At 69.9% G+C, this 15,759-nt stretch carries 14 protein-coding genes and 1 pseudogene; 11 read left to right on the top strand and 4 right to left on the bottom strand.

Going from position 1 to position 15,759, the window contains the following annotated elements; genetic code table 11:
• Positions 1–1,485, top strand: a 1,485-nt coding sequence (locus C1I98_RS41555; protein ID WP_158558114.1) for an ABC transporter substrate-binding protein, incomplete at its 5' end; no start/stop codon positions are given.
• A 61-nt stretch (positions 1,486–1,546) separates the two neighbouring features.
• On the opposite strand, the gene C1I98_RS20155 is transcribed toward C1I98_RS41555, so the two are convergent.
• Positions 1,547–2,653 carry a citrate synthase 2 gene (locus C1I98_RS20155; RefSeq protein ID WP_111168985.1) on the bottom strand — a complete coding sequence of 369 codons (1,107 nt, stop codon included), beginning with the start codon at positions 2,651–2,653 and terminating at the stop codon, positions 1,547–1,549.
• A 169-nt stretch (positions 2,654–2,822) separates the two neighbouring features.
• On the opposite strand from C1I98_RS20155, the gene pdxH reads away from it, so the two are divergent.
• The 3 genes from pdxH (at position 2,823) to C1I98_RS20135 (ending at position 5,756) form a co-directional block, all read left to right on the top strand.
• Positions 2,823–3,476, top strand: a complete 654-nt coding sequence (gene pdxH / locus C1I98_RS20150) for a pyridoxamine 5'-phosphate oxidase (protein ID WP_111168984.1) — start codon at positions 2,823–2,825, stop codon at positions 3,474–3,476.
• 128 nt (positions 3,477–3,604) lie between these two features.
• A complete protein-coding gene (locus tag C1I98_RS20145; RefSeq protein WP_111168983.1) occupies positions 3,605–4,234 on the top strand; it encodes a GAP family protein in 630 nt (209 codons plus the stop codon).
• Positions 4,235–4,559: 325 nt separating this feature from the next.
• On the top strand, positions 4,560–5,756 hold the full coding sequence (locus tag C1I98_RS20135; RefSeq protein WP_233508020.1) for an MFS transporter: 1,197 nt from the start codon (positions 4,560–4,562) through the stop codon (positions 5,754–5,756).
• A 1-nt stretch (position 5,757) separates the two neighbouring features.
• Here C1I98_RS20135 and C1I98_RS20130 read toward each other — a convergent pair whose 3' ends face one another.
• Positions 5,758–6,528, bottom strand: a complete 771-nt coding sequence (locus C1I98_RS20130) for a UdgX family uracil-DNA binding protein (RefSeq protein WP_111168981.1) — start codon at positions 6,526–6,528, stop codon at positions 5,758–5,760.
• On the opposite strand from C1I98_RS20130, the gene C1I98_RS20125 reads away from it, so the two are divergent.
• The gene (locus C1I98_RS20125; RefSeq protein WP_111168980.1) at positions 6,517–7,221 is read left to right on the top strand and encodes an iron-dependent transcriptional repressor DtxR; all 705 of its coding nucleotides are present in this window, start codon (positions 6,517–6,519) and stop codon (positions 7,219–7,221) included. The genes C1I98_RS20130 and C1I98_RS20125 overlap by 12 nt on opposite strands.
• Before the next feature lie 117 nt (positions 7,222–7,338).
• Entirely contained in the window at positions 7,339–9,570 is a 2,232-nt protein-coding gene (locus C1I98_RS20120; RefSeq protein WP_111168979.1) for an ATP-binding SpoIIE family protein phosphatase, read from the top strand.
• Between the two features lie 89 nt (positions 9,571–9,659).
• On the opposite strand, the gene C1I98_RS41550 is transcribed toward C1I98_RS20120, so the two are convergent.
• Positions 9,660–9,827, bottom strand: coding sequence for a hypothetical protein (locus tag C1I98_RS41550; RefSeq protein ID WP_158558113.1), 168 nt, complete (start codon positions 9,825–9,827; stop codon positions 9,660–9,662).
• A 175-nt stretch (positions 9,828–10,002) separates the two neighbouring features.
• On the opposite strand from C1I98_RS41550, the gene C1I98_RS20115 reads away from it, so the two are divergent.
• Together C1I98_RS20115 and C1I98_RS20110 are read left to right on the top strand one after the other, a co-directional pair.
• On the top strand, positions 10,003–11,301 hold the full coding sequence (locus C1I98_RS20115) for a YibE/F family protein (protein ID WP_233508018.1): 1,299 nt from the start codon (positions 10,003–10,005) through the stop codon (positions 11,299–11,301).
• A gap of 67 nt (positions 11,302–11,368) precedes the next feature.
• Positions 11,369–11,803 (top strand): BP74-related protein, encoded by a 435-nt coding sequence (locus C1I98_RS20110; RefSeq protein WP_199537067.1) that lies wholly within the window; start codon positions 11,369–11,371, stop codon positions 11,801–11,803.
• Positions 11,804–11,818: 15 nt separating this feature from the next.
• On the opposite strand, the gene C1I98_RS20105 is transcribed toward C1I98_RS20110, so the two are convergent.
• Positions 11,819–12,970 (bottom strand): acyl-CoA dehydrogenase family protein, encoded by a 1,152-nt coding sequence (locus C1I98_RS20105; protein ID WP_111168977.1) that lies wholly within the window; start codon positions 12,968–12,970, stop codon positions 11,819–11,821.
• Between the two features lie 203 nt (positions 12,971–13,173).
• Here C1I98_RS20105 and C1I98_RS20100 point away from each other — a divergent pair, with 203 nt between their 5' ends.
• The 3 genes and pseudogenes from C1I98_RS20100 to C1I98_RS40595 form a co-directional block, all read left to right on the top strand.
• Positions 13,174–14,469, top strand: a complete 1,296-nt coding sequence (locus C1I98_RS20100; protein WP_146607535.1) for a hypothetical protein — start codon at positions 13,174–13,176, stop codon at positions 14,467–14,469.
• The gene (locus C1I98_RS20095) at positions 14,466–15,284 is read left to right on the top strand and encodes a class F sortase (RefSeq protein ID WP_146607534.1); all 819 of its coding nucleotides are present in this window, start codon (positions 14,466–14,468) and stop codon (positions 15,282–15,284) included. Before C1I98_RS20100 ends, C1I98_RS20095 begins: the two co-directional genes overlap by 4 nt.
• Positions 15,285–15,465: 181 nt before the next feature.
• A pseudogene (locus C1I98_RS40595) lies at positions 15,466–15,759 on the top strand (hypothetical protein); the annotation flags it as partial.

Raw genomic sequence — 15,759 nt, 5'->3', positions numbered from 1 at the left:
GGCGGGCGGGGCCTCGCCCTGACCTACCAGGCGGCGGTGATCCTGGCCATCGGGCTCCCGTTCTTCGCCACCGCCCAAGCCCTGTTGCCCTCCGCCTGCGCGGACGGGCTGGAGCTGAAGGGCGGGCAGTGCGTCGGAATGACCGCGTCGGTGGAGAGCTTCGATCCGTTCCTCGCGCCCCTGCTGGCCCGTATCGACCGGCAGAACAAGGCCATCCACCAGGACGCCAGGACGTTCACCGTCGTCTACTTCGGCCCGCTCACCCAACGGGCCGCCACGACCGATGTGAGCCCGCTCGTCGGCGCCGCGGGCGAACTGGTCGGCATCGCCGCCCGTCAGGCCGGCTACAACATGCTCGGCGACCTCCCCAAGATGCGGGTGGAGTTCGCGAACACGGGACAGGATTACGTCTACGCGGTCACCGCCGCCCAGCACGTCAAGCGGCGGGCCGTGGAGGACGAGACCTTCGCGGCGGTCATCGGCCTGGGCTGGTCCCGCACGGAGGTCAGGGACGCCATCGGCGTGCTCGGCCCGGCCCAGTTGCCGATGGTCGGCACCACGAGCACCGCCGACAACCTGACGACCGTGCCGGGTGGGTCGTCGGCGTGGTTCTTCCGGCTCCCCGCCGCCAACTCCAGGCAGGCGCGGGCCACCGTGGAGTGGATCACCAAGCTGGGCGTGCCCGCGGCCGGCGGGCGGAGGTTCCGCGGTGAGCAGGTCGCGGTCATCTACCAGGTCGCGCCGCACGAGCTTTACAGCGCGGACCTGACCGACCGGTTCCTCCGGTTGCTCCCGGGCGTGTCGGAGTACCGGTTCTCGGACGGGACCACGCTCACCCAGGCCGTGCGGAACGCCTGCGAGCACGGCTCCGAACTGATCTACTTCGCCGGCCGTTCTCCCCAGCTCGCCACGCTCACCGACGCCTGGCGGGGGCACTGCGCGGACCGCAGGGTCTTGGTGATGGCGAGCGACGACGTGACGAGTGACATCACCAAGGAGATCCGTGAACACGGCCCCGATCACGGGCTGGACATCTTCCTGGTCGCGCTGACCGACCCGCGCGGCGAGGTGAAGGCGGGAGCGGATGACCGGGAGGCGAAGTCAGGGCATCGGGCGGTCCTGGACGGCTGGGTGGAGAAGTCCAAAGCCGACGAGGTGGCGCTGCCCTACTACGCGGCCGGCAACGCGGCGCTCGGCTATGACGCGGCCCTCGTGGTCACCGAGGCGCTGGACGACTTCCTGGCCATGGGCGACTTCCAGAAGACGTGGGGCGCCACCCCCGTGCGTACCGGGGTCCACTACAACCTGCGCGGGCTGTCCGTGGTGGGGGCCACCGGGAAGATCACCTTCTCTGCCGACGCCAAGGGGCATGACGCGCTCGACCGGCAGGTGTGGCTGGTGGGCATCGAGAAGGGGGAGAACTTCGCCGTCCACCATGTGTGCACGCCGACCGATGACGCGGCGGCGTGTGCGCGCCCGAAGTGAGCCGCGGCCCGTGCCGTGAGCGGGGCGGTACGCACCGCGGCTCCGTCGGGGGCGGAAAGGGTCAGCGGTTGTCGAGGACCTGAGCCGCCCCGGGCACGTCCATGACCGACCGCTGGGGCGGTCCGACATACCGTGCGCTGGGACGGACCAGGCGGCCGGTCCGCTTCTGCTCAAGGATGTGCGCGGCCCAGCCGGCCGTACGCGCGCAGGTGAACATCGAGGTGAACATGTGCGGGGGCACCTCGGCGAAGTCGAGCAGCAGGGCCGCCCAGAACTCCACGTTGGTGGCCAGCACGCGGTCCGGCTTGCGGGCGTGCAACTCGGCCAGCGCGGCCCGCTCAAGCGCCGCGGCGACCTCGTAGCGCGGTGAGCCCAGCTCCTGGGCGGTACGGCGGAGCACGCGGGCGCGCGGGTCCTCGGCGCGGTAGACGCGGTGGCCGAAGCCCATCAGCCGCTCGCCGCGGTCCAGGGCCTGCTTGACGTAGGTCTCGGCGTCGCCGATCCGCTCGACCTCCTCGACCATGTGCAGGACCCGCGCGGGCGCGCCGCCGTGCAGCGGCCCCGACATCGCGCCGACCGCGCCGGACAGCGCGGCGGCCACGTCGGCGCCGGTGGAGGCGATGACCCTGGCGGTGAAGGTCGAGGCGTTCATGCCGTGCTCGGCGGCCGAGGTCCAGTACGCGTCGATGGCCCTGACGTGCTTGGGGTCAGGCTCACCGCGCCAGCGGATCATGAATCTCTCGACGATGCTCTCGGCCTGGTCCACCCGGCTCTGCGGGACCATCGGCAGGCCCAGGCCCCGGGCGGACTGGGCGACGAAGCTCAGCGCGGTGACGCTGGCCCTGGCCAGGTCCTCGCGGGCCTCCTTCTCGTCGATGTCGTGCAACTGGCGGAAGCCGTACGCGGGCGCCAGCATGGCCAGCGCGCTCTGCACGTCGACGCGGATGTCACCGGAGTGGACGGGGATCGGGTACGGCTCCGCGGGGGGCAGCCCCGGCTGGAAGTCGTTGTCCACCAGCAGGCCCCAGACGTGGCCGAAGGTGACCTTGCCGACGAGTTCTTCGATGTCGACGCCCCGATAGCGCAGGGCGCCACCTTCCTTGTCCGGTTCCGCGATCTCGGACTCGAAAGCCACTACGCCTTCGAGCCCGGGTTTGAAGTCGGACATTCTCGGCCGCCTCCCTTTCCTGAGTCAAAGCCTTGATGTCGAGATACCGGCGGGTCTTATTCAACCCCCTGTCCGGACCCACCCCGCCGCCGGGCGTGCCGAAGAGCAATAGTGCCAGGTAGGGGGGCCTGCGCAGGTCATGTACCCGGGCGGGGAAGAATAGCCTCCCGTGGACGCCGCATCGCGCCCCCCCTCTCTGGCGGGGCTTCGCCGTACGTATCAGGGCGAGCCGCTGCTCGAAGCGGACCTCGCCGCCGAGCCGGTGGCGCAGTTCGCCACGTGGTTCTCCGACGCCCTGGACTCCGGGCTACCCGAACCCAACGCCATAGTCCTGGCCACCGCCTCGGCGGGCGGCCGGCCCAGCGCGCGGACGGTGCTGCTCAAGGGGTACAGCACGCAGGGTTTCGTCTTCTACACCAACTACGAGTCGCGCAAGGGCCGCGACCTCGCCGAGAACGCGAGGGCGTGCCTGCTGTTCCCCTGGCATCCGATCCGCCGCCAGGTCCGCGTGGAGGGGTCCGTGGTACGGCTGTCCAAGGAGGAGACGGCCGCGTACTTCCACAGCAGGCCGTACGGCTCGCGGATCGGCGCATGGGCCTCCCGCCAGTCCGCCGTGGTGGCCTCCAGGGAGGACCTGGACGCCCGCTACGAGGAACTGGCCGCGCGCTGGCCCGAAGATCCGCCCGTGCCCGACTTCTGGGGCGGGTTCCGGGTGGTCCCGCAGGAGGTCGAGTTCTGGCAGGGGCAGACCGACCGGATGCACGACCGGCTGCGGTACCGCAGGTCGGGCGGCGGCTGGCTACTGGAACGCCTGGCCCCGTGACGGTCTGTGGCGGACAAGGCCAAGCCGGGGCAGTGACCGATCTATGGATTCATTGATCCGTTTCACGGGGGAGGCGGGGCCTGGCGGGTGGGCGAGGGGTCTTCGAGCGCCGCCACGGGAGGACGGCCATGGCTCTTCAGGTGCTTCCACTGGCCGTCACCATGGTCGCGGGGCCGCAGATCATGTCGGCGATCATCCTGCTCACGCACCGGCAGGTGGTGCGGGTGTCGCTGGCGTACCTCGCCGGGTTCGCGCTCGCGACCGTCGCGAAGGTGGCGCTGGCCCGGCGGATCGCCGCCCTGCTCTCCGGTGTCCTGTCCCTCGGCGACCCCGCCGACGGTGGATCGGCGGGCGCGATCATCCAGTACGTCCTGGTCGGGTCGCTGCTGGTCGCGGTGGTCAGGAACTACCTGGGCCGCGCCACCGCCGAACCGCCCTCGTGGCTCGCGACCCTCCTGGGCGCCGGCCTTGGCCGCGCCTTCGTGACCGGGGCGTTGCTGGTCCTGCTTATGCCGACGGACCTGATCGCGATGCTCACCGTCGGCGTGAACCTGGCACAGCACGACTCACCGCCTTCGGCGGCGATACCGTTCGTGCTGGCCACGGTGTTCCTGGCGGCCCTGCCGCTGCTGGGCTACCTGGCCTTCCGGCGGCGGGTGACCGCCGTCATGCCCCGCGTCCGGGACTGGATGGGCTCGCACGGCCGGCTGATCAACATCATGGTGTGCCTGCTGTTCATCGCCCTGATCCTGGCCTGATCCCGAAGGCCCCGCTCACCTAGCCAGGACTTTGGCCTTGGCGTGCCCGAACTCCTGCGGGGTGAGGTCGCCGTGGTTCCTGAGGTCGGCCAGCCGGGCGAGTTCGTCGGCCTGGCCAGATGGCCCCCCCGTGCCCGCAGGTCAGCCCGCGAATCCCGGCCGGATCACATCAGAAAGGACAATTTACGATCTCTTGCCCGCACATGGCCCGGGTGCCCCCTGCCGGACGGCACATGCTTCCCTTTGAGGGGACGACTGTGGATTCAACTGGGGGTAATGGGTGGCTGGGCGGTTGTGGCAGCGGATTGCCGTCGATACCACCCCTTTGCGGAACGTCGCCTACCGGCGGCTGTGGTGGGGCCAGGGCGTCTCCTTCATCGGCTTCCAGCTCACGTCGGTGACCATGGGCGCGCAGATCTACTCGATCACCGAGTCGTCGTTCTGGGTCGGCATGATCGGCCCGGCCAGCCTGGTGCCCCTGGTCGTCTTCGGCCTGTGGGGCGGGGCGGTCGCAGACGCGGTGGACCGCCGCAGGCTGCTGCTCGCCGGGTCCCTGATCGCCTGGGTGGCGACCGGCGCGCTGCTCCTCCAGGCCGTACTCCGGATCGACAACATCGCGCTGATGCTGGGCACGGTGGCCGTCCACTCCGCCGGTTTCGCCGTCACCGGCCCCACCCGCGGCGCGATCATCCCCAGGCTGGTGACCGTCGAGGAGGTCCCGGCCGCCAACACCCTGAACTTCCTGGTCGGCAACCTCGGCACGGTCATCGGCCCGCTGCTGGCCGGCATCGTGCTCGACCGGGGCGGCTTCGCCACCGCCTACCTGATCGACTTCATCCTGTTCACCGGCGGCTTCTACGCCGCGCTGCGCCTGCCGCCGCTGCCGCCGCTGGGCGAGATCACCCGGCGTCCCGGCTGGCGGTCGGTCAACGAGGGCCTGGGCTTCATCGCGCGGCACCCCGTGGTGCTCATGTCGTTCGTCGTGGACATCATCGCGATGGCCTTCGCACTGCCCAGGGCGCTGTTCCCGGAGATCACCGCCGAGCGGTTCGGCAACTCGGGGATGGCCTTCGGCTGGCTTTCGGCCAGCATCGCGATCGGCTCGGTGATCGGGGGGCTGTTCTCCGGCTGGGTCGGCAGGGTGCGCCGCCAGGGGGTGGCCCTGACCATCGTCATCGCGCTGTGGGGCCTGTCCGTGGCCGCCGCCGGGCTCGCGGGGCAGCTCTGGCTGATGGTGGCGCTGCTCGCGCTGGGCGGCGCGGCTGACCTGGTGTCGGCCGTGTGGCGGCAGACCATCCTGCAGACGTACGCGCCGGACGAGATGCGCGGGCGCTTGCAGGGGGTGTTCCACGTCGTGGTCGCGGGCGGGCCGCGCCTGGGCGACCTGCGGGCCGGGGCGACGGCCGCCGTGGTGGGCGTCATGCCCGCGTGGGTGGGCGGCGGGATCGTGTGCGCGGTGCTGGTGGTCGTGGTCGGGCTCGCCGTACCGGCCTTCCGGACCTACCGGCCCGCAGGCCGCTGACTCACCGGGTGACCCCCTCCCGGGCGGCCACCATCAGGTCAGACAGGAACTCCTGGTACGCCTCGTCCCGGTCGGGCGCCCGCAGTACCGCGGACGGGTGGACCGTGGCCACCAGCGTGGTCTCGCCGTGCGGCATCGGCTCGCCGCGGTGCTGGGTCAGCCGGAACGACGGGCCGAGCAGCGCCCTGGCCGCCGTCGCGCCGAGGATGACCGTGACCTCGGGGTGCAGCAGCCGCAGTTCGGCGTCCAGCCAGGGCGCGCACGCGGACACCTCGGCGGCGCTCGGCTTCTGGTGGATGCGGCGCTTGCCCTTGTAGGTGAACTTGAAGTGCTTCACGGCGTTGGTCAGGTACACCGTGTCGCGCTCGATGCCCGCCTCCGCGATCGCCCGATCCAGCACCCGGCCGGCCGGTCCCACGAACGGATGGCCCTGGCGATCCTCCTGGTCACCCGGCTGCTCCCCGACGAACACGTACCGGGCGTCCGCGCCGCCCTCCCCGAAGACGGCCTGCGTCGCGTCGCGGTAGAGGTCGCAGCCCTGGCAGTCGGCCGCGGCCGCGCGGAGGGCCGCGATGTCGCTCATGCCGGATCGGTCGGGAAGGAAATGCTCTGCTCCGGTGTTGGCCTGCTTTGCCACGCTCGTCAACTCCTGCCAGGCGGTGGTTCGGCTTCGTCCGGCACATTGCCGCCACTGCCCTCGCCGAGCCGTCTCAGTCCAGGGCCCGATGGGCGTAGCATCGTGGAAGGACGGGAGGAGCCCTTGACCGCACATGGCCTGATCGACACGACGGAGATGTATCTCCGGACGATCTATGAGTTGGAAGAGGAGGGGATCGTCCCTCTTCGCGCGCGTATCGCCGAGCGGCTGCAGCAGAGCGGGCCGACGGTCAGCCAGACGGTCGCGCGCATGGAGCGCGACGGCCTCGTGCGTGTGGAAGGCGACCGCCACCTCACGATGACCGAGCTGGGCCGCACCCTGGCCATGCGCGTGATGCGCAAGCACCGGCTCGCGGAGTGCCTGCTCACCCAGGTGATCGGGCTGCCCTGGGAGGAGGTCCACGTCGAGGCGTGCCGCTGGGAGCACGTGATGTCGGAGTCCGTCGAGGCCAGGCTCGTGACGCTGCTCAACAAGCCCACGGTCTGCCCGCACGGCAACCCCATCCCGGGTCTCGACGAACTGGGCGTCAGCGACTCGGTTCTGGTCGACGACGATGCCATGCTGGCGATGTCCGACCTCGCGGGCGCGCGTGACATGGCTGTCGTGGTGCGACGAATTAGCGAACAAGTGCAAAGCGATCCTGCTGTGATGCTTAAACTCAAGCAAGTTGGGATACAACCCGGACGCGAGGTGACGCTCGCGGCGAGCGACGACGGTGTGCGGGTGACAGGTGACGATCAGGCTGACAACACGAGCGCGGAGCTGCCACGTGAGGTCGCCGCGCATGTTTTTGTCGCAAAGCGCTGATCGCCGCGCGGCTGCTTGGTTGAATCCCTCCAGGGAGACTCCCTACTGCTCGATCAACGCAGGAGCATCCGTGGTTCGCTACCCGCATGGCCACCCGTACGAGGTGGTGATCGCCGGATGAAACGCTGGGGGGATCTCTCGCAGGACGCCGCGGACCACCTCTCGCCCGCGTCGGTCCTCGATCACGCGGAGATGGCCGTCGTGGTCACCGACCGGTTCAGCAACCTCCTTTACTGGAACCCGTTCGCCGAGAAGCTGTTCGGGCGGCCCAGCCGGCCGGCGGGTTCCCGTGATCCGGAAGCCCTGTCCATGGGCATCATGGAGAAGGACCACCCGCTGGCCGTCGAGCTGGCCAAGCACGTCCTGCGCGGCGGCGTGTGGGAGGGCACCTTCGACGTCACCCGGTCCGACGGCACGATGATCTACGTCAGGGCGCAGGCCGTGCCGCTGCGCCACTCCTCCGGGTCGGTCACCGGCATCGTGATCACCGCCCGCGAGGCGATGCGCAGCAACGAGCGGGAGAAAGACCGCTTCGGCCTGCTGGAGCGCATCGGCGAACGGCTGGCCGGGTCTCTCTACGTCGAGGAGACCCTCAAGCGCGTCGCCGACATGCTGGTCCCGCAGTTCGCCGACCACTGCTTCATCGAGCTGATGGAGAACGACCGGCTGATCCGCAGGGTGTCCACCCATGTCCAGAACTGGGCCCCGCCGCCCGACAGCTGGCGCCCGGTCGGCGCGGAGATCCACTACCCGCCCGGCCACTACGCCGAGTCGGCGATGCGCCGCCAGGAGACCATCCTGGTGGAGGACTTCTCGCAGGTCAGCTACCCGAGCGCGAGCGTGGCCAGCGCCAAGCTGTGCGGCGAGATCGGGATGACCTCGGCCATCGTCGCCCCGCTGTGCGTGCGCGGCGAGATCCTCGGCCTGATGTACCTCGGCCTGTCCAACCTCACCGACCGGCGCAACCCGCACTACGACGCCTTCGACCGCGACTTCGTCGGCGCCATCGCCACCAGGGTCGCTCTGGCCGTGGACAACGCGCTGCTGTTCGAGGAGGAGCGGCACACCGCCGAGTCCTTCCAGAAGCACCTGCTGCCCCGCGCGCTGCCACAGCTCGACGGCCTGCGGATCGCGGTGCGCTACTACCCGGCCGCCCCGCTCGCCTCGCACGGCCAGGGCATCCAGACCCAGGTCGGCGGCGACTGGTACGACGTGATCCCGCTCTCGGCCGGCCGGGTCGGCATCGTCATCGGCGACGTGGAGGGCCGCGGCGCGAAGGCCGCCGCGATCATGGGCCAGCTCCGCGCCGCGCTGCGCGCCTTCGCCCAGGACGACAAGTCGCCCGCCGACATCCTGGCCCGGCTGGACGAATGGACCCGCCTGGTGGCCACCCCCGAGCCCGGCCCCGGCGGCGACGACATCGCCGTGTCGCCCATCGTGACCTGCCAGTACATGGTCTACGACGCCTGGTCGCGGACGCTCTCCTTCGCCAACGCCGGGCACGCCCCGCCGCTGCTGCTGGTCGACGGCACCTGCCAGGAGCTCGACATCCACGAGGTGGGCCAGCCGCTCGGCGTCCATGCCAAGGGCATCCACGCCGACCTCGTCTACAAGGAGGAGACCCGCACGCTGCCCCCGGGCGCGTCGCTGCTCCTCTACACCGACGGCCTGGTGGACCGCCGCCCCGCGCGCGACGCCGACGGCACCATCCCGAGCCAGGAGGAAAACCTCCAGCTCCTCTGTGACAAGCTCGCCAAGATCGGCGACATCTCGGTGGAGGAGCTGGCCGACGCGGCGACCGTCGCCGTCCCCGGCGAGATCGACGACGACATGGCCATCCTGGTCATCCGCTCCAGCCCCGCCGATCTCGAAGTCGAGGAGCGCACCTTCCCGGCTCAGCCGATCATGGTGGGCGAGGCCCGCCGGATGGCCGCCGAGGCGTTTTCCGGGTGGAACGTGCCGGAGGAGCGCGCCGAACTGGCCTGTCTGCTGGTCTCTGAGGTGGTCACCAACGTGGTCCTGCACGCGGCCGCCGCCTCGGTACCACGCCGCGAGTTGACCATGGACGGGCCGCCGATCCCCTTCGACGAGTCATGGGACCTCCCGGGCCTTGAGGAGGAGGCGGTCGGCGAGAAGGAGTTCACGCTCCGGCTGCGCCGCGGCGGCGAGTCGGTCTGGGTCGAGGTCTTCGACCAGGACCTCCGGCTGCCGCGCATCCGCAGCGCGGGCGAGAACGACGAAGGCGGCCGCGGCCTCTACCTGGTCGACCAGCTCGCCAGCCGGTGGGGCTCGCGCCCCACCCACGAGGGCAAGGCGGTCTGGTTCGAGATCCCCACCCGAGGCCGCTAGCGACGGGCCCCGATACCACGCCTGCCCGATAAGCCGGATTTGCGGGTCATGTCGGGCACACTATCCGGCCGTGGCGGACTGCCGTCGGCTCAGCGGAAGGTCTGGGTCCAGATGGCCAGCACGACGATGATGAAGACGATCATGACACCGCCGTAGGCGAGCGGCCCGAGGCGCAGCATCCGGCGCACTCTGTTGAGGCCCCAGGCGAACAGCAGCGCCAGGAACACCAGCAGGATGAGACCGCCGTCGATCGCCACACGACCAGTATGCGCCCTCCCGGCCGCCTGTGCGGGGTATCCGGGGCCGGTGACCGCAGTCCATCATGGTGAATCGGTACGAAGCCGGACGCCCGGTGTGGTACTTCTCTAGTTCGAGAGCTAGGGGAGGGCCTTCCACCGGATCATGGGCGCTGACCATTCGCACGGCCCCGCCGTGCCCGCTTCCCGTGGCGCGGTGATCGCCACCTTGGCCGTGATCGTCCCGCTGGCGCTGGCCACCCTCGCCGCGCTGGTCTGGCTCTGGCCGGGCGACTCGGCCGGCGCCGTACCGGAGGCGGGCCCCGCCCCCGAGCGGGTGACCGGCACGATCGCCGCGATCACCCTGAAACCCTGCCAGGAGGAGCCGCCCCCGGACGGGCAGACGCCCGGACAGCAGCCCATGCCCGACCCGGCCACCTGCGGCGACGCCGCAGTCGAACTGACCGGAGGGCCGCAGCAGGGCGAGAGCATCACCGTGGCGCTGCCCAGCGGGCCGGGCGCGCAGGTCTTCTCGGCGGGCGACGACATCGTGCTCCTCCACACGCCCGGCGACGAGAAGCTGGGCGCCTCGCCGTACCAGATCTCCGACCACGACCGTTCGCTGCCGCTCGGGCTGCTGGGCGCGGCGTTCGCGCTGGCGGTGATCGCCTTCGGCCGGTGGCGCGGGGTGAGCGCGCTGGCCGGGCTGGCGATCACGTTCGTGCTGCTGTTGATGTTCGTCATCCCGGCGATCCTGGAGGGGCATCAGCCGCTGCTGGTGGCCGTCGTCGGGGCGGCGGCGATCATGCTGACCGTGCTGTACCTCACGCACGGGTTCAGCGTGCGCACGTCCATGGCGGTGATGGGCACGCTGCTCAGCCTGTCCCTCACCGGTGTGCTCGCGTTGGCGGCGATCGGGATCGCCCACCTCAACGGGATCACCGACGAGAGCTCCTTCAACCTGGACATGAGCCTCCAGATCAACACCCAGGGGCTGCTGCTGGCCAGCATCATCATCGGCTCGCTCGGCGTGCTCGACGACGTCACCGTCACCCAGGCCGTCACGGTCGCCGAACTCGCGCACGCCAACCCCGGCTACTCCGTGCGCCAGCTCTACCGCGCCGGGGCGCGGGTGGGCCGAGCACACATCGCCTCGGTGATCAACACCATCATCCTGGCGTACGCGGGCGCGTCGCTGCCGTTGCTGCTGCTCATCAGCGTCGGCCGGCAGCCGCTCGGCGAAATCGTCAACACCCCGGTCATCGTGCAGGAGATCGTCCGCAGCGTGGTCGGCACCATCGGCCTGATCGCCGCCGTACCGATCACCACGGCCCTCGCGGCCTTCACCGCCACCCGCCGCGCCGCCGGTACGGATCACCACGAAACCGGCCACGATGAATCCGGCCACGACCGGCACGTCCCCCGCTCCGCCCGCCACCGCCGCACCGGGTACGGCAGGGCGCGCGGCAACGGCGAACTCACCCGGGGGCCATAGCCGTCGACCGTCATGCTCCGAGCATGATCGGTTACCCATGGTGGTGACGATTTGAGGAGGCTTCCGCATGTCCGTGCGACGTATCGCAGGCAGGGCCGGTGCCGCGCTCGCGGCGCTCGTGCTGGCCGGCACGCTCGCCCCACCGGCCGCCGGGGCGGAGGTGAAGGCGTACTTCGAGTTCGACCATCCGCCGCACCCCGGCAAGTGGGTCATCAAGCTCGTCGAGCCCGCCAAGATCCAGCACGCCAGAGACCTGCTGAGCGGCGCGACGGACGCCGACCCGCATGTCAAGGGTTGGATCGTGAAGGTCCGCGCGCCGCACAACGACGAGTGGAGCTGGCACTACGCCCCTCACTCGATCACCTTCATCGCCCGCGGCGGCCGATCCTGCGACGCGCCGTCGGCCGAGGTCGAACGGCGGCTCGCCGAGGTGGGCGACACCTTCCTGCCCGGCCGCATCTGGTGCCCGAGGCGGTCGCGCATCCTGCGCGAGGTGCGCTAGGCCCCGGGCGCCGCGCTAGAAGCCGAAGGAACGGCCGATGATCTCCTTCATGATCTCGGTGGTGCCGCCGTAGATCGTCTGCACCCGGCTGTCCAGCCACGCCTTGGCGACCGGATACTCCTGCATGTAGCCGTACCCGCCGTGGAGTTGCAGGCAGCGGTCGATGACCTTGTTCTGCAACTCGGTGGTCCACCACTTGGCCTTGGCCGCGTCTACGGCGTCGAGCCGCCCGGCGTTGAGCGCCACGACGCACTTGTCCAGGTAGTGCCGGGCGATCTCCACTTCGGTGGCCAGCTCGGCGAGCACGAACCGGGTGTTCTGGAAGCCGCCCAGGTTGTGGCCGAACGCCGTGCGGGTCTTGCAGTACTCGATCGTGCTCTCCAGCACGGTCTCGGCCGCGGCCACCCCGGCAACCGCGATGGACACCCGCTCCTGCGGGAGATTGCGCATGAGCTGGACGAACCCCTGGCCGTCCCGGTCGCCGAGCCGGTTGGCCGCCGGCACCCTGACGTTGTCGAAGTACAGCTCGGCGGTGTCCTGGGCGTGCATGCCGACCTTCTCCAGGTTCCGGCCCCGAGTGAAGCCGTCCATGCCGCGTTCCGCCACCAGCAGCGTGGTGCCCTTGGCCCCGGCCTCCGGGTCGGTCTTGGCGGCCACGATGACCAGGTCGGCGTTGATCCCGTTGGTGATGAAGGTCTTCTGGCCGTTGAGCAGGTAGTGGTCCGCGCCGTCCGCCCTGATCGCGGTGGCGCGGATGCCTTGCAGGTCACTGCCCGCGGCCGGTTCGGTCATCGCGATGGCGGTCACCAGCTCACCGGACACGAACCCGGGCAGCCAGCGTTGCTTCTGCTCGTCGTCGGTCAGGTTCACCAGGTAGGGGGCCACGATGTCGTTGTGCAGGCCGAAGCCGAGACCGGTGGCGCCGACCCTGACGATCTCCTCGACGATCACCATGTTGTAGCGGAAGTCGGTGATGCCCGCACCGCCGTACTCCTCGGGCACCGAGAAGCCGAACATGCCCAGCTCGCCGGCCTTCTTCCAGACCTCACGGGGGACGATGCCGTCCTTCTCCCACTGGGTGTGGTGCGGGACGACCTCGCGGGCCAGGAAGTCTCTGACGGTCTCTTGGAAGAGCAGGTGTTCCTCGTCGTAGAGATCACGTCGCATGCTTCGCCTCCTGTATGCCCGCTCCTGTCGAACAGAATAGTGTTCTATTCGCGTCGCGGTACAGGTTCCGGTGGACATCACAAGTGCGCCACAGTGCGGAAATCGACCTCGGTGGCGTTCGCCCGCTCAGTACGCTTTTCTGGGACTTGTGATCGGAGTGTGCGGTGAGCGGGTCGGGAGCAGGGCTGCGTAAGGCCATCCTCGTGTCGGCGTTAAGCCTGGTGGGCGGGGGCCTGTTCGCGATATCCAGTACCCCTGCCGAGGCCAACACGGTCGGCGTGGATCTGGACTACAACTGCACCGGCATCGGCGGGCCGGACAGTGTGGGGAACGGTACAAAGCTCAGGGTGACGGTCACCGCGCCGACGACGATGACCGTGGGGCGGCCCATCGATGTGAAGTGGGCCATCGCCTACCGCGGCCAGACTGCCTTCACCGCGCCGGTCGACCAGATCCCCGGGGCGGTGCTGTCGGCCAGGGGCACCCTGCGCATCGAGGGGCCGTGGCGCGGCAGGGACGTGGCCGAGGGCTCGCTCAAGCAGCAGGAAGTGAAGAAGGGCGACCCGCTCGCTCCGCCATCCCTGGTGACGGGTGAGGTGGGCGCGACCAAGCCCGGCGAGATCAGGATCACGCCACAAAGGCTCGTGGTGAACTTCACTCCAGCCGTCGGCGAGAAGACGATCAACGACGACGATCCCAGCTTGCAGTACCTCCCGGTCTGGCAAGACTTCAACGACCGCAAGCCGCCGCTAAACAACATCGGCCAGGACGTACACGGGACCGAGCAGCAGGACGCCAGCGTGGCGTTGACCTTCGCGGGCACCGGCGTGGACTTCATCACCGAGCGGGACCACCGGGCAGGTCCCCTGGAGTTCAAGATCGACGACCGACCCATTGAGGAGGCCGATCCGTCCAAGAATGAGGACGACTCTCCAGTCACCGGGGAGAACATCGGCGGCTACACCTTGTGGAAGGTACGCGACCTGCCCTACAAGTTGGACCACAAGCTCACCATCAAGAACGTCGCAGCAAAGTGGGCGATCGTGGACGCCTTCAAGGTGGTGACCCAGGAGTTCAAGGCCCCGCCGTCGATGTTCCGCGCGGTATGCACACCGGTCCAGAAGAACGTGACCTTCAGGATTACCGTGGGCGACCAGCCGTCGCCGACCCCCCACACTCCGACCCCCAGCAGCACCAACACCAACAACGGCGGACAGAACGGCAACGGCGGCCAATCCACCCCCACTGCCACTGCCACCGCGACCGCCACTGTCACGGCGTCGCCCAGCTCCGCCCCCACCACTACCCGGACGGTGACCGCCACCGCGACCCCGCAGGTCGAGATCACCCCGGTAGGCGCCCCGCAGACCGGAGAGTCGCCCGCGCCGCCCTCTGGAGCGGCGTTGATCGGGGCGGGTTCCGCCATGCTGGTGGGCGCGATCATGGGTGGTGTGGCGCTGCGCAGACGCAGGGCCGCGCATGCCGGAGCAGGGCAGTGACCGCACCACCGCACCCTGGCGGTAAGGGGGCCAAAGAGCGACTGCGGGCGGCCGCTCTGCCCGCCGCGCTCGTGGCCGGGTCGCTCGGCGGGATCGCGGCGATCGTGGCCGGTCTGCTCACGTACCTCGCTCCGCCCGTCGAGCCGGACCGGACGCAAGAGGGCGTCCTGGCCGCCGCCCCCGTGCCACAGCAGCAGGACAGGCCCGCCGCGGACGTCGTCCAGCAGGCCGCCGAGCCTGCGATGCTGCCCACCGTCGGGCCGGGCGGCCCCGGAGTGCCGCTGACCGCCGCGGAACCGGCCGCGCCGCCGCCGATGCCGTCGGTCAAGGCCCCGCCGCCGGTCCGTACCGACGCGCGGACCCGCCCGACGAAGATCTCCATCCCGGCCATCGGGGTCTCCGCCGGGCTCATGTCCCTCGGCGTCCAGAAGAACCGCGAGATCGCCGTCCCGCCGCTGAGCAAGCCCAAACTGGCCGGGTGGTACCAGCACGGCCCGGTGCCCGGCCAGATCGGCCCGGCCGTGATCCTCGGCCATGTGAACAACCGGCAGGGCCCCGCCGTCTTCGCCCGCCTGCACCAGGTCAAGCGCGGGCAGAAGATCCGGATCACCCGGACGGACGGCAAGGTCCTGGAGTTCACCGTGGACGGCGTGGAGAAGATCCGCAAGGCACGGTTCCCGACCGCCCGGGTCTACAGCAACCTCAACGACGCCAGCCTGCGCGTGATCACCTGCGGCGGCATTTATGACCCCCGCCGGCACAGCTATACGGACAACATCATCGTCTACGCGACCCTCTCCAAGCGGACCCGCTGAGACGACGCGGTCACCGCTCGTGACGATTTACCGTTGCGAGACTGAGTCTATGCCCGATTTCGGCATATGGGTGCAGATTCTCATGAACTGTTCATAGGATCTGAGTCGAAACATCAGTAATGACTGGCATGCTGGTGCGCCTGTCGGCCCGGTAGACCGCATCGAAACGGAGAACGGGACAGTGCTGAAGTCCAAGGCGCGGCGTCGCGTCGCTCTGAAGACCGCCGCCCTGGGAGCCATCGGGGGAGGTCTCATCTTCGGAGCGATCCCCGCCCTGGCCACCCCGATCAATGCCGTCTACTCCTGTGTGCCCACCAACGGCCTGCCCACCGCCACGGTGACCTTCCCGATGGAGCTGGTGGGCCCCTCCGGTACCCCCTCCCCGAACACGGCGGTGACCATCACCTGGCGGATAGGCGGCTCGGCCTCCCCGACCACCACGCCAACGGCGACCCCATCGCCCACGGCCACGCCC

Source organism: Spongiactinospora gelatinilytica, from assembly GCF_003236385.1.
Taxonomy (GTDB): domain Bacteria; phylum Actinomycetota; class Actinomycetes; order Streptosporangiales; family Streptosporangiaceae; genus Spongiactinospora; species Spongiactinospora gelatinilytica.
This window is presented reverse-complemented; position numbering and strand designations above follow the sequence as displayed.

Excerpts from the sequence above, each read along its gene's own strand:
- C1I98_RS20155 (WP_111168985.1), bottom strand. The coding sequence starts at position 2,653 with ATGTCCGACTTCAAACCCGGGCTCGAAGGCGTAGTGGCTTTCGAGTCC.
- C1I98_RS20145 (WP_111168983.1), top strand. The coding sequence starts at position 3,605 with ATGGCTCTTCAGGTGCTTCCACTGGCCGTCACCATGGTCGCGGGGCCG.
- C1I98_RS20130 (WP_111168981.1), bottom strand. The coding sequence starts at position 6,528 with ATGTGCGGTCAAGGGCTCCTCCCGTCCTTCCACGATGCTACGCCCATC.
- C1I98_RS20120 (WP_111168979.1), top strand. The coding sequence starts at position 7,339 with ATGAAACGCTGGGGGGATCTCTCGCAGGACGCCGCGGACCACCTCTCG.
- C1I98_RS20110 (WP_199537067.1), top strand. The coding sequence starts at position 11,369 with ATGTCCGTGCGACGTATCGCAGGCAGGGCCGGTGCCGCGCTCGCGGCG.
- C1I98_RS20105 (WP_111168977.1), bottom strand. The coding sequence starts at position 12,970 with ATGCGACGTGATCTCTACGACGAGGAACACCTGCTCTTCCAAGAGACC.